Here is a 13,255-nt window from a genome sequence, read left to right on the forward strand (position 1 = left end):
GTCGGACTGGTCAGTGCGCGGATTGGATCCGGACCATGTTGGCGTAGGTGCCGCCGCGTTCGATGAGCTCAGTGTGGGTGCCCTGCTCGATGATGCGGCCTTCGGCCATCACGCAGATAACGTCAGCGTTCTTGATAGTGCTCAGGCGGTGGGCGATGAGGATGAGCGTCTTGGCGTGGCGCAGGTCTTCGATGGAGCGCTGCACGATGGCTTCGGATTCGGAGTCGAGCGCCGAGGTGGCTTCGTCGAAGATCCAGATCGAGGCATCGCGGTAGAGCGCGCGGGCGATGGCCAGGCGTTGGCGCTGGCCGCCCGAGAGCATGCTGCCGTTGGTGCCGATGGGGGCGTCCATGCCCTGCGGCAAGGTGCTCACGTGGGCCCAGAGGTTGGCCGCGCGCAGGCATTGCTCGATGCGGTCGCGGTCGATGCCGCGCGGGCTGGCGTAGGCCACGTTTTGCGCGATCGAGCCGTCGAACAGCACGATGTCTTGCGAGACGACCGCGAAGTGGCGGCGCAGGCTGGCGAGCTTGAGATCGGCGATGGGCTGGTCATCCAGCAGGATGCGGCCCGAGTCGGGGTTGACGAAGCGCAGCAGGGCGCTGACGACCGTCGATTTGCCTGCGCCCGAGGCGCCGACGAGGGCCACGGTTTGCCCGGGTTGAATGTGCAGGTCCAGACCCTGCAATGCAGGCGTCCCTGAGCCTTCGTATTGCAGCGAGACGTGCTGGATCTTGAGGTCGCCACGGCAGGTGGGCAGGTCGAGCGTGCCGTTGTCGGGCTCGGGCGGAGCGTCCATGATTTCGAACGAGCCGCGCGCCGTGATGAGCGAACCGCTCACGGGCTGAAAGACGTCCGTCAGGTGGCGCATGGGCGAAATCGCCATCAGCAAGGCCGTCACGAAGGATACGAACTCGCCGACCGTCGAAGCGCCATGGCTGGCCTGCCACAGGGCGAGCGTGATGATGATCGACACGCCCACGGCAGCCACGACTTGCGTGCTGGGGGTGATGAGCGAGCTGGTGGCGACTTGCTTGATTGTCATGCGGCGCAGTTTGTGGGCTTCGACGTCGAAGCGCGCGAGCTCGAAATCAGCCGCATCGAAGGTGCGTACCACGCGCCAGGCGCGGGCGTTGTCGTCCACCGTGCCAACCAGGCGTTGCTGCGAGCGGTATTGCTCCTCACCGACCTTGCTCAGGCGCTTTTGCACGAGCTTGACGGTCAGGCCCAGCAGCGGCATCGATATGAACGAGATGATGGTGAGCTGCCAGTTCAGGTACACCAGGTAGCCGATCAGGAAGAGCAGGGTCGAGGCGTCCTTGATGAACGAGATGAGCGCGCTGCCCAAGGCTTGCGACGCGTGTTGCGGGTCGTTGATGACCTTGGTGACGGCGATACCGGGGCTGATGCTGGTGAACAGTCTGGCGTCGGCGCGCAATAGGGCGCGCATCAGGTCGCGGCGCATGTCGAGCACCATGCCGCTGACGGCGGCGGTCATGGTGTAGCCGCCCGAGAAGTTGAACGTGCCGCGCACCAAGAACAACCCGATGATGACCACGGGCACCATCCAGATGGGGTACTTGAGCCCTTCTTGAAAGCCCGAGTCGAGCAGCTTCTTGAACAGCGCCGGGATCGTGGGCTCCACCGCCGCGCCCAGCACGAAGAACAGCAGTGATGCGCCGAGCATGCGCCATTGCGGGCGCGCGTAGCTCCAGAGTCGGTGCAGGGTGGGTTTGTAGTCCATGCGGATTGGCGGTTGGCGAGGAACTAGGACTGCTTGGGCCGTGCGTCTTGCAGCAAGCCGAAGACGCGGTCAACCGAGATGTCGGACAGCTTGGCCGCCTTGACCATATGCATCAACGGGTCGTGATCGAGCGTGGGGCGCGGGCCGATGATGACGTAGGTGGGGCGCTCGACCGCAGCGGCCACGTTGACCATGCCGGTGTCGTTGCCCACGCAGATGTCGACCACGCTCAGCGCCGCGGCGCTGCCCAAAGCCGGCACGTCGGTAACCTCGAGCACGTTGCCAGCTTCGGGGGGGGGGATCAGCGACAGGATATCTCGTGTCAGCTGGCGCTCGCCCGGGCCGCCCAACAGCAACACGCCGGCACCCTCTCGGCTCAGGCGGGTGGCGAGGTCGGCATAGTTTTTCGCGCCCCACTGCTTGTAGGTTTCGGACGAGCCGATCGCGAAGGCATAAAGAGGACGGGGCAGGTGCGCTAGTCTGGCCGTGAGTCGCTCGACCCATGCGGCAGGCGGCTCGATGCGGGGCACCAGAGCCTCGGCGCAGAACCCGTGCGCGACGGCGAAGGCGCTGGCTTCGGGGTAGAACTGCAACGACGGGCCACGGTAGTGCTCGATGTAAGGCGGCTGGTTCAGGAAGAGCCGTTGCAGCCGGTTGTAGCCGAAGCCCAGGCGCTGCGGAATGCCGCTGAGCGCGGCGATCAGGCCGCGACTGGGGCGGCCCGAGAACAGCACGATGCGATCGAATCGGCCTGCCCTGAGCTCCTGCGCCATGCGCCACATGCCCGCCAGACCGGCATGCTTGCCCTTGCGCTTTTCGGTGCGGCGCGGTCGATGGTCGTGGTCGATGATGTGTTCGATCCAGGGCTCCTCGCCGAGAAACTGGCGAGCCAGGGTCGACGGCTGTGCTACCAGAGTGATGCGACCCTCGCGGCTTTGCGCCGCAACCGCCTTGAAGTAGGGGATGTGCCAGATCAGGTCGCCGATGCCGGCGTATTGCAGCAGCACGACCGTGTGCGGGCGAGGGTCTGGCTGGGGTGCGGCGGAGGCGTGGGGCATGGGATCCGGCATGGTTGGGATGAGGTGACGATGCTGATCCATCAGGCGGGTCGAGAGGTGCTTGCCGGGGCGTGCTTGGCGATGGCCGCCAGCACCTGGGCCACGCTGACATCGGCGAGCGCCGGCGCATGAATGCCGACCATCAGCGGATCGTGATCGAGAGGCGGGCGATTGCCGAGCAAGGCAAAGGTCGGCTTCGCGGCCGCGGCGGAAATCTGGATCATGCCGGTGTCGTTGCCGACGCAGGCGTCCACCACTTGCAAGGCCGCCACGCTGCCCAGCAGGGGCGCGTCGGTCAGTACCTGCACTTGCGCGCGCCGGTCCGCAGGTATGCGACCCATGATGTCCTGCGCCAGCTGGGCTTCTTTGGGGCCACCGAGTATCAGCACACCTGCGCCTTGCGCGCACAGTGCCGTGGCCAGTTCGGCGAAGTTCTGCTCGCCCCATTGCTTGCGCTCTTCTGACGTGCCGATGGCCAGCGCATAAAGCGGCCGAGGCAACGAGGCCAGCCGCGAGCGCATGGCTTCGACCATCGCGGGCGGCGCGGAGAAGCGCGGCACGATGGGCGCCTCGCAAAAGCCGTGGGCTACGCAAAAGGCGGATGCCTCCGGGTAGGCTTCGACCGAGCCGCTGGTGTGCGGCCGGATATACGGGCCTTCATTGAGAAAGATGCGTTGCCAGAAGCGGTAGCCATAACCGAGCCGGCGCGGGATGCCGCTCAGGGCCGCCAGCAGGCCCCGGCTGGCGCGGCCGGAGAACACCACGATGCGGTCGAAGTGGCCGGCGCGCAGGGTCCGGGCCATGTTCAGCATGCCGCGCAGGCCACCGTGCTGGCCGCGGCGCTGGTCGCTCAGGCGCGGGCGGTAGTCGTGGTCGATGAAGGATTCGATCCAGGGCACATGCGCCAGCAGCACCCGGGCCTGGGTGGATGGCTGAGCCACCAGCGTGATGCGCCCGCCCTGGCTGGCCTTGGCCACGGCCTCGAAGTAGGGGATGTGCCAGATCACGTCGCCGATGCCGGTGTATTGCAGCAGCACGACAGTTTTGGGCAAAGGGGCGGGTGATTTGGGCATGAGCTGGGCGACGAGAGACAACCTGCTATTTTGCCCTGCTTGCCAGGTGTATCTCGGAGGGTTTGGCGAGGCCGTGCAGTCAGGGTGCCACAATACGAATCCACTGAGGTATGACCGCGATGAGCACACTTTTCGAGCACAACTTGGCTGAGCACCAGCAGTTATTCAGCAACCTGGGCAGCTTGACGGGCGTGGTGCAGCAAGCTGGCTCACTGGCTGGCGACGCACTGAAGGCCGGCGGCAAGCTGATGTTCTGCGGCAACGGGGGCTCCGCCGCCGACAGCCAGCATCTGGCCGCTGAATTGACGGGGCGCTTCATCAAAGACCGCCGCCCGCTCGCCGCCGTGGCCTTGTCCACTGACACCTCGGCGCTCACCTGCATCGGCAACGATTACTCGTTCGACGAAGTCTTTGCTCGGCAAGTGGCCGGCCTGGGCCGTGCGGGCGACGTGCTCATCGGTATCTCGACTTCTGGCAATTCGCGCAACGTGATCCGCGCGGTCGAAGAAGCCCGCCGCGCCGGCGTGCGTGTCGTCGGCCTGCTGGGGCGCGACGGCGGGGTGCTGGCGCCGCTTTGCGACGTGGCCATCGTCGTGCCCAGCACGATCACCGCCCGCATTCAAGAAGCGCACATCCTGATCGGCCACACCCTGTGCGGCCTGGTCGAGCAACAACTGGGACTGGCCTGACGTGAAGCTCGATGCACGCAAGGCGCCGTTGCCGGCGCAACAAGAAGTGGCCGCGCGACGCGTGCTGGTGGTGGGCGACGTGATGCTCGACCGCTACTGGTTCGGCGCGGTCGATCGCATCTCGCCCGAGGCCCCCGTGCCCGTGGTGCGCGTTGCCCGCGAGCAAGAACGGGTGGGCGGCGCGGCCAACGTGGCGCTCAACGCCAAGACGCTCGGCGCGCAGGCCACCTTGCTCAGCATGGTCGGCAATGACGAGCCCGCCAAGCGCTTGCGCCAGCTGCTGGCCGAGCATGGCGTCGAGGCCGTGCTGGGGCAGGACGACGCCATGCAGACCATCGTGAAGCTGCGCGTGATCGGGCGCAACCAGCAACTCTTGCGCGTTGACTTCGAGAAGGAACCGAACCACGAAGTGCTGGCGCAGATGCTCGGCGACTTCGAGCGCGAGCTGGCGCGGCACGACGTGGTGCTGTTTTCAGACTACGGCAAGGGCGGCCTGGCGCACATCCCGCGCATGATCGAATTGGCCCGGCAGGCTGGCAAGACGGTGCTGATCGACCCCAAGGGCAGCGACTACCAGCGCTACGCCGGTGCCAGCGTGATCACCCCCAACCGCGCCGAACTGGCCCAGGTCGTGGGCTCGTGGCAGAGCGAGGCGGAGCTGGAAGAAAAGGCCCAGGGCCTGCGACGCCAGCTGGGTCTGCAAGCCTTGCTGCTCACGCGTTCTGAAGAAGGCATGACCCTGTTCGACGAGCACGGGGCCACGCATGCGCCAGCCCTGGCCCGCGAAGTGGCCGACGTCACCGGCGCGGGCGACACCGTGATCGCCACGCTGGCCGTGATGCTGGCCTGCGGTCTGGGCTGGCACGACGCGATGGTGCAGGCCAACCGCGCCGGCGCGGTCGTCGTGGCCAAGTTCGGCACGGCCACGGTGAGCTACGACGAGCTGGCTGCGGCATGAGCACAAGCCAGATGCATCACACGCCCGAGCTGCTCGACAAGGTCTGCTCGCGTGAAGACGCCGCGCGGCGCGTGGCCGAGCTGCCCAAGCCCGTGGTGTTCACCAACGGCGTGTTCGACGTGCTGCATCGCGGCCACGTGAACTACCTGCACGCGGCGCGCCAACTGGGCGGCTCGCTGGTGGTGGCCGTCAACTCCGACGCCTCGGCGCGCACGCTGGGCAAGGGGCCCGATCGCCCGCTCAACCGCGCCGAAGATCGCGCCGTGGTGCTGGCCGGGCTGGCGTCCGTCTCGCTGGTCACCTACTTCGACGAGCGCACGCCGGTGCAACTGATCAAGGAAGCGCGCCCCGACCTCTACGTCAAGGGCGGCGACTACGACATGGAAACGCTCGAAGAGACGGCCGTGGTGCGCTCGTGGGGCGGCGATGCGCTGGCCATTCCGTTTGTCGATGGCTACTCGACCACCGCGCTCGTGCAGCGCATCCGCGCCGGCCAAGCCGCCGATGCCGCCGCAGCCACGCAGCACCGCTCGGCGCTGACGTCGCCGCGCAAGGCCGTCTTTCTGGACCGCGACGGCGTCATCAACCTCGATCGCGCTTACGTGCATCGCTGGGACGAATTCGAGTTCGTGCCCGGCGCCGTCGAGGCCATGCGGCGCCTGCGCCAGGCGGGCTACGTGCTGATCGTCGTCACCAACCAGTCGGGCCTGGCGCGCGGCCTGTACACCGAGGCGCAGTATCAAGAGCTGACCCGCCACATGCGCGACGCGCTGGCCGCGGCAGGCGCGGGCGTCGAGGCGGTCTACCACTGCCCGCACCACCCCAAGGGCTCGGTGCCCGAGCTGGCCGTGGATTGCGATTGCCGCAAGCCCGAGCCCGGCATGATCCTGCAGGCGGTGCGCGAGCATGGCTTGTCGTTGAAGGATTCGTTCATGGTGGGCGACAAGGCGTCGGACATCGAAGCTGCGCGGGCCGCCGGGCTGGGTCACGCCTATCTCGTGCAGTCGGACAACGCCGAGTCGGCCGACGCGGGTGAGGCGGCGAACGCCGATGCGGCGTTCAAGAACCTCGCCGAGTGCGTCGAGACCTTGCTGCGGTCAGCTTGATCGCCTGACGCTGCGCTAGGTGGTGCATTAGGTGGTGCGCTGGATGGCGCGCCGGTACACCGCCAGATTGCCCTCGACCATCGCGTCGATCGAGAAGTGCTGCTCCACCCACTGCCGCCCGGCCTGGCCGTAGCGCTGGCGCAGGTCGGCTGAGTCCAGCAGCTTGTTGAGCTCGCGCGTCAGCGCGGCCGTATCGCCCGGCGTGATCAGCTCGCCATTGAGGCCGGGCTGGACGATCTCGGGGATGCCGCCGGCGCGTCCACCTATCAGCGGCACGCCGCAGGCCGCTGCTTGCAAGAGCGACACGCCCAGGCCTTCCATGAAGGCGGGGTGCGCCAGCACGTCGAGGCAGGGCAGGATGCGGTCGAGGTCCTTGCGAAAACCCGGCAGGATCACGTGGCGGGCCAGCGTGGCATCAGCCTGCACGTGCGCGGTGATCTCGTCGTGCAGCGGGCCTTGCCCGAACAGCAGCACCTTCAAGTCGGGGTGCGCGGCGATCACCTGCGGCAGCGCGTCGAGTAGCGTGCCGTGACCCTTGCGCGGGATGAACTGGGCGACCATGCCGATGGTGAGCGTGGTGTCGCTCAGCCCGAACTGCTCGCGAAACCATGCGAGGTGGTGGCGCTCGGGGCGATAGCGCTCGGTGTCCACCGCGCTGAGCACGCAATGCAGCTTGTGCTCGGGCACGCCCTCGGCGCGCAGCACCTGGCGGATGCCGTCCGAGATGGTGACCACCTCGTCGTAGAGCCGGTATTTGAGCTTCACCACCAGCCGCGATTCAGGGTTGTCAACGCGCCGGCTCAGCACCACGGGCACGCCTTCGAGGCGGGCCGCGATGGCGCCCCAGAGGTCGCTGCCGCGCCGGCTGTGCAGGTGCACCACGTCGGGCTTGATCTCGCGGATCAGGCGGCGCAGGCGGCCCACGAGGCCCAGGTCGGCGTCGCCCTTCATCGTCATCTCGACGACGCGGGCATGTGGCGCGGCCTCTTGCGCAATGGCGCTGCCGATGGGGCAGGCGAGCACGCTGTCCACCCCGCGTGCTTTCAGGCCGCGCAGCAGGAAGACCACCTGCAGCGCGCCGCCGTAGAGGTGCTTGCCGGCTTCGACGTGCAGCACTTTCATGCAGAGGGCTCCGCCTGTGGCTGCGATAGCGCCAATTGACCTAGGCCGGCCTGCAGCACGCGCTCGACGGTGAGCTGCTTCATGCAGGTGAACGCGCCGTTGCAAGTGGGGCGGCGGCGGCAGGGCGAGCAGGGCAGGGCGTCGTACAAGATGCGCGTGCGGGCGGCGGGGCCTTGCAGATAAGGCCGCGTCGAGCCGAACAGCGCCACGGTGGGCACGCGCAGCGCCGAGCCCATGTGCGTGAGGCCGGTGTCCACGCCGATCAGCAGTTGCGCGTCGGCGATCAACGCCACGCTCTCATCCAGCTTGAGTTGCCCCGCGAGGTTGATGAGCTGCGGCAAACCTTGGCAGATGCGCTCGGCCGCCTCGCGATCGGCCGGGCCGCCCAGCACCACGGGTTGCAGGCCGTGCTCGATCAGCGCCTGCGCCAGCTCGGTCCAATTTGATTCGACCCAATGCTTTTGCGGGCGCGTCGTGAACGGCGCGAGCACGACCAAAGGTCGCGCGGCAGGGGCATTGGCGTCATCGGCACGAGCGGCCAGCCGCGCCGCTTGCAACACGCTGCGCGCCCGGGCCTGAGGCTCGGCGCCCACGGCCAGATCGTGCACGAAGCTGCCGACCGGCGCGCCGAGGTAGTGCGCCAGGTAGCGGTATTCGGAGCCCATCACCGGGTCGGCGCCCGGCGTGGGTGTGGCCACCTCGTGCACCAGCCGGTGGCTGCCTTCGCGGGCGATGATGCTCACGCGGCGCGGCGCACCCGTCAGCCAGGCGATCAGACCGCTCTTGAGCAAGCCTTGACCGTCGAGCACGAGGTCGAACTGCTCGGCGCGCAGCTGGGCGCGAAACGCGCGGATGGCCCGCCACAGCGCCACGTAACGCTTGGCCTTGAGCAGGCTCTGCCACTCGCCGCGCGGCCACACGATGACCTGCTTGAGCCGCGGGTTGTGCTTGAGCAGCGGCACGCAGCCGGCCTCGCAGACCCAGCTCAGCTCGGCATGGGGGTAGAGCGTCTTGAGCGCGGTGATCAGGCCCGAGGCCATGACGATGTCGCCCAGCGCCGAGAGCCGCACGATCAGGATGCGGCGTGGCGCGGGGTGGGTGGCCTTGCTCGGCGCGGTCATCGGGCAGCTTCGCGTTGCAGCGCCTGGGCGTAGACCGCCAGCGTCTGCTCGACCATGTGATCGGCCGTCAGATGTTGTTCGAACTGGCGGCGACCAGCTTGCGCGAGCGTCGATGCCAGCGCCGGGTCGGCATGCAGCCGGGCGATGGCGTCGCCCAAGGCATTGGCGTCGTCGGACGGCACCTGCAGGCCGGTTTGCTCGTGCAACACGATCTCGGGCACGCCGCCTACCGTGGTGGCGACGACCGGCAAGCGCGCGGCAAAGGCCTCGACCAGCGACAGCGGCAGCGCCTCGCGGCGCGACGCCAGCGCGTAGGCATCGAAGGCCGGCAGGATGCGCTGCACATCTTTGCGGTAACCCAGCAGGTGGATGCGGTTGCCCAGCGGCACGTCGATGTCACGCACGATCTGCACCCGCTGCCGCAGGATCGCGCCGAATTCGGTGTCCGGGTCGCCGATCAGGTACAGGTGCACGCCCGATGCCGCATCGCCCGGCGTGCGACCCAGCCCCAGCATCAGCAGGTCCTGCCCCTTGTCGTGGATGAAACGGCCCGCGTTGACCACCGCGAACACGCCGTCGGGGATGCCCAGCTCGGCGCGCAGGGCCGCGCGGCCCGCTGCGTCGGCGTGATTGAACGGGCTGTCGGGCACACCGTTGTGGACCACGCTGATGCGGGCAGCGTCGTAGCCGGCGCGCGCGAGGTTGTCGCGTACCGCGCCCGATACGGCAATGATCTGGGCGCAGCGCTGCATGTGCGTCTTGGCCGTGGTGGCGTGCGCGGTGCACACGGCCAGCGGCTTGCGGTGGCGGTGCCCGGCGCGGCCGGCGTACATCGCGCCGCGAATCAGGTGGCCGTGCACGATATCGGCGCGCCATTGCCGCACGAGGCGCGCGAGCTTGAAGTGCGAGACCACGTCATACAAGCCATGCATGCCGATGTGGGTGGCGGCGATGCCGTGCTCGGCGCAGGCGCGGCCGATCCACGAATCGAGCGGGCCGGCGAAGTGCACCTCGTGCCCTGCGGCGCGCTGCCCGATCATCATCATCAGCGCATGGTTTTCGGCGCCACCGTAGCCGTGGCTGTGCAAGACGTGGACGATACGCATCGCGTCAGGCCTGATCCGGCAGCGCGCCCTGGCCTTTGCGGGCCTGCTTGGCGTGCAGCTTCCAGGCGAAGCCGAGCAGGTTGTCGCCGTAAGAAATGGCCTTGCGCGTGAGCTCGAAGGGGTTGTCCGACAAATTGCCCGCGCCGCGGATGCAGGTGGTGGCGGTGCGGTAGCCGGCTTCTTGCACCAGATCGCGCGCGCGCAGCGAGTAGTCGCCGTAGGGGTAGCAGAAGTCGGGCACGGCCTCGCCCAGCAGGTCTTCGAGCGCGGCCTTGCTGTCGAAGATCTCGGCGCGTTGCTGCGCGGCGCTCAGGCGCGACAGGCGCGGGTGCGTGGCGGCGTGCGAGCCGAAGTCGCAACCCTCTTGGCGCAACTGGCGCACGGCGGCGGCGTCCATCAACTTGGGTTGCTGCGGCCAATCGGTCAGCCAGCTGGCGGTTTTGCCGATCAGCGAGCTGACGAGATAGACGGTGGCCGACAGCCCCTCGGCCTGCAGCGCCGGCCAGGCGTGCTCGCGAAAGTCGTCGTAGCCGTCGTCCACGGTGATGACCACCGAGCGGCGCGTGAGCGGGCGGCCTTCAAACAGCCGCGCGCGGGCCTGGGTGAGGTTGATGACGTCGAAGCCGGCCCGCTTCAGGTAGCGCAGCTGGGCCTTGAAGCGGTCGATGTTGCAGAACAAGGCGCGGTGCGCGTCGGGGCGCGGATACAGGCCGATCTGGTGATACATCAGGATCGACAGCGGCGGCGTGGCGGGTGGCCGGGCGAGCGAGGGGGACGACGGCGCGGGCATCAGAGGTCTTCCAGGCGATGCGGCGGGTAGGTTTCCCAGCCTTGGCATCCGGGGCATTGCCAGAAGTAATGCTGGGCTTCGAAGCCGCACGCCGCGCAGCGGTAGCGTTGCAAGGGCTTGGCGGCGACCGTCACGGCGCGCTGCAGGCATTCGACTTCGGTGTCCGCCATCGGTTGGCCGGAGGTCAGACGCTCTTGAATCAAGCCCAGCGAGGCCGATAGTGAGGGATGCGTCTTGAGGTGCGCCAGCAGCGCGCCGCGGCGCGTGTCGGCATCGCCTTGCAGCTTGGCCATGGCTTGCAGTACATCGATGGACTGCACACGCTCATACACGTTCTGCAGCTTGGCCAGCGCTTCGGCCTGCTGCCCGCAGGCGAGAGCGCTCTTGGCGAAGTCTCCCGCGATCAGCGCGAAGGTGTTGGGCTGGACGGCGATCAGCTCGCTCCACGAGGCGAGCGCTTGCGCGTGCTGCCCGGCGCGCGACTGGCGCTGGCCCGCGATCACCAGCGCGCGAGCGGCTTGCGGGGCGGCTTCGCGCGCCTTGGCCAGCGCGGCATCGGCTTCTTCGGCGTGTCCGCGCGCGTCGGCCTCTTGCGCCAGCTCGCACCAGTAATGCGCCACGCGCTGCGAGAACGAGCCCGCGCCGGCCGCTTCGAGGCGGCGTGCCACATCAATGGCCTTGTGCCAGTCGCGGGTGCGCTCGAACAGCGTCAGCAGAGCCAGCCGGGCATCGGTGGCAAAGGCCGTGCCTTCGAGGGCGGTGAAGGCTTCTTCGGCCCGATCGAACAAGCCGGCTTTCAAGAAGTCTTGCGCCAGGGCGTGTTGGGCGCGCTCGCGCTCGGCGCGCGGCAGGTCGGCCCGGCCCAGCAGATGCTGGTGGACCCGCACGGCGCGTTCGTACTCGCCGCGACGGCGAAACAGGTTGCCCAGCGCGAAGTGCAGATCCGACGTGTCCGGGTCGTGCTGTACGGCCTCGATGAAGGCGTCGATGGCCTTGTCCTGCTGTTCGTTGAGCAGCAGGTTCAGACCCTTGAAATAGGCCTTGGGCGAGGGTTGTTCTTCACGCTTGAACTGGCGCAGGTCGAAGCGCGAGGCCAGCCAGCCCAGCGCGAAGGTCACGGGCAAGGCGAACAGCAGCCATTGAAAGTCGAAGTCCACGAGGGCGTCTTTTCAGCGGGAGGCCGGCGCGGCTCAGAGGCCTTCACGCGGCGGGTGCGTGGGCAGCGGCTCGGCTGGAGCTGGCGCATCGGGGCTTGGTGCGGCTGCCGGCACGCTGGTGATGGGGCGCTGGCGCGCGATGCGGCGGTGGCGCCACCAACTCGGAACCATGGCCAGCACGCCAAAAGCGCAGCCCAGGCCGAAGGCAGCCAGAACCACGTAGACCATGGGAGCTTGCCACTGCGCCCCGAAGAACCACTTCACCACCGCCTGGTGCTGGTTGTTCAGCGCAAAGGCGAACAACACGAAGAAGATCGCGGCGCGCAGCAGCCAGGTGAGGGTACGCATGACAGGCTGGATCAGGCTTCGGTGGGCGGAATCGTGTTGGTGGGTGGGTGGGCCGATGCAGCCTGCGCGTCAACGGCTTCGCGCAGCGCCTTGCCAGGCTTGAAGTGTGGCACGAGTTTCTCGGGGATCAGCACCTGCTCGCCCGAGCGCGGGTTGCGGCCCATGCGGGGCGGGCGGCGGTTGACCTGGAAGCTGCCGAAGCCGCGGATCTCGATGCGGTGGCCGCGCACCAGGGCGTCGGACATGGCGTCGAGCATGGTCTTGACCGCGAACTCGGCGTCGCGGTGAGTCAATTGGCTGAAGCGTTCGGCCAACAATGCCACGAGGTCGGAACGGGTCATGCGCGAATCAAAATTCTGGAAGAGGCTGTGATGAGCTCGCCGGCAAACGGGCTGGCTCATCGCAGCCGCCGCCATCAAGGGTTTGATGAAAGCGGGCTGCCAGGTTGCCGCGCCAGCCGGTAGGCGAGCGCGACAACCCGGGCGTCGATCAACCGTTGTTCTGGTTGTCGAGCTTGGCCTTGAGCAGGGCGCCCAGGCTGGTGGTGCCAGCGGTGCCGGCGTTTTCGGCCGACAGGCGTTGCATGGCTTCTTGCTGCTCGGCGTTGTCCTTGGCCTTGATCGACAGTTGCAGGCCGCGGGTCTTGCGGTCCACGTTGATGATCAGGGCGGTGACTTCGTCGCCTTCCTTCAGCACGTTGCGGGCGTCTTCGACGCGGTCGCGGCTGATTTCGGAAGCGCGCAGGTAGCCGATGACTTCGTCAGCCAGCTGGATCTCGGCGCCCTTGGCGTCGACCGTCTTCACGGTGCCGGTCACGGTCGCGCCGCGATCGTTGACAGCCGTGTAGTTGGTGAACGGATCAGCGTCGAGCTGCTTGATGCCCAGGCTGATGCGCTCGCGTTCGACGTCGATGCCCAGCACCACGGCCTCGACTTCTTGGCCCTTCTTGTAGTTGCGCACGGCAGCTTCGCCGGGCTCGTTCCAAG

At 67.8% G+C, this 13,255-nt stretch carries 14 protein-coding genes; 3 read left to right on the forward strand and 11 right to left on the reverse strand.

The window, feature by feature from the left end:
• Positions 1-10: 10 nt before the first annotated feature.
• The 3 genes from msbA to ACE3SS_RS04495 are packed head-to-tail and all read right to left on the reverse strand — an operon-like array spanning position 11 to position 3,836.
• Positions 11-1,741, reverse strand: coding sequence for a lipid A export permease/ATP-binding protein MsbA (gene msbA, locus ACE3SS_RS04485; protein ID WP_374591778.1), 1,731 nt, complete (start codon positions 1,739-1,741; stop codon positions 11-13).
• Positions 1,742-1,764: 23 nt separating this feature from the next.
• Complete coding sequence (locus ACE3SS_RS04490) at positions 1,765-2,799, reverse strand: glycosyltransferase family 9 protein (protein WP_374591780.1); 1,035 nt, start codon at positions 2,797-2,799, stop codon at positions 1,765-1,767.
• A 41-nt stretch (positions 2,800-2,840) separates the two neighbouring features.
• Positions 2,841-3,836, reverse strand: coding sequence for a glycosyltransferase family 9 protein (locus tag ACE3SS_RS04495; protein WP_374591782.1), 996 nt, complete (start codon positions 3,834-3,836; stop codon positions 2,841-2,843).
• Between the two features lie 146 nt (positions 3,837-3,982).
• On the opposite strand from ACE3SS_RS04495, the gene ACE3SS_RS04500 reads away from it, so the two are divergent.
• From ACE3SS_RS04500 to gmhB, 3 genes are read left to right on the forward strand one after another with little or no spacing between them, the layout of a single operon-like run.
• The gene (locus tag ACE3SS_RS04500) at positions 3,983-4,561 is read left to right on the forward strand and encodes an SIS domain-containing protein (protein WP_374591784.1); all 579 of its coding nucleotides are present in this window, start codon (positions 3,983-3,985) and stop codon (positions 4,559-4,561) included.
• A 1-nt stretch (position 4,562) separates the two neighbouring features.
• On the forward strand, positions 4,563-5,519 hold the full coding sequence (rfaE1, locus tag ACE3SS_RS04505; RefSeq protein WP_374591786.1) for a D-glycero-beta-D-manno-heptose-7-phosphate kinase: 957 nt from the start codon (positions 4,563-4,565) through the stop codon (positions 5,517-5,519).
• A gap of 11 nt (positions 5,520-5,530) precedes the next feature.
• A complete protein-coding gene (gmhB, locus tag ACE3SS_RS04510; protein ID WP_374591808.1) occupies positions 5,531-6,625 on the forward strand; it encodes a D-glycero-beta-D-manno-heptose 1,7-bisphosphate 7-phosphatase in 1,095 nt (364 codons plus the stop codon).
• A 27-nt stretch (positions 6,626-6,652) separates the two neighbouring features.
• On the opposite strand, the gene ACE3SS_RS04515 is transcribed toward gmhB, so the two are convergent.
• The 8 genes from ACE3SS_RS04515 to ACE3SS_RS04550 all read right to left on the reverse strand — a co-directional run.
• Positions 6,653-7,747 (reverse strand): glycosyltransferase, encoded by a 1,095-nt coding sequence (locus ACE3SS_RS04515; protein WP_374591788.1) that lies wholly within the window; start codon positions 7,745-7,747, stop codon positions 6,653-6,655.
• Positions 7,744-8,868 carry a lipopolysaccharide heptosyltransferase I gene (gene waaC, locus ACE3SS_RS04520; RefSeq protein WP_374591790.1) on the reverse strand — a complete coding sequence of 375 codons (1,125 nt, stop codon included), beginning with the start codon at positions 8,866-8,868 and terminating at the stop codon, positions 7,744-7,746. Before waaC ends, ACE3SS_RS04515 begins: the two co-directional genes overlap by 4 nt.
• The gene (locus ACE3SS_RS04525) at positions 8,865-9,974 is read right to left on the reverse strand and encodes a glycosyltransferase (RefSeq protein ID WP_374591792.1); all 1,110 of its coding nucleotides are present in this window, start codon (positions 9,972-9,974) and stop codon (positions 8,865-8,867) included. Before ACE3SS_RS04525 ends, waaC begins: the two co-directional genes overlap by 4 nt.
• Before the next feature lie 4 nt (positions 9,975-9,978).
• Positions 9,979-10,764, reverse strand: coding sequence for a polysaccharide deacetylase family protein (locus ACE3SS_RS04530; RefSeq protein WP_374591794.1), 786 nt, complete (start codon positions 10,762-10,764; stop codon positions 9,979-9,981).
• A complete protein-coding gene (lapB, locus tag ACE3SS_RS04535; protein WP_374591796.1) occupies positions 10,764-11,921 on the reverse strand; it encodes a lipopolysaccharide assembly protein LapB in 1,158 nt (385 codons plus the stop codon). Before lapB ends, ACE3SS_RS04530 begins: the two co-directional genes overlap by 1 nt.
• A gap of 33 nt (positions 11,922-11,954) precedes the next feature.
• Positions 11,955-12,269, reverse strand: coding sequence for a lipopolysaccharide assembly LapA domain-containing protein (locus ACE3SS_RS04540; RefSeq protein WP_374591798.1), 315 nt, complete (start codon positions 12,267-12,269; stop codon positions 11,955-11,957).
• Between the two features lie 11 nt (positions 12,270-12,280).
• Positions 12,281-12,610, reverse strand: a complete 330-nt coding sequence (locus ACE3SS_RS04545; protein ID WP_374591800.1) for an integration host factor subunit beta — start codon at positions 12,608-12,610, stop codon at positions 12,281-12,283.
• A 148-nt stretch (positions 12,611-12,758) separates the two neighbouring features.
• Positions 12,759-13,255, reverse strand: a 497-nt coding sequence (locus ACE3SS_RS04550; protein ID WP_374591802.1) for a S1 RNA-binding domain-containing protein, incomplete at its 5' end; no start/stop codon positions are given.

It is taken from the genome of Aquabacterium sp., from assembly GCF_041915145.1.
Classification (GTDB): Bacteria; Pseudomonadota; Gammaproteobacteria; order Burkholderiales; family Burkholderiaceae_C; genus Aquabacterium.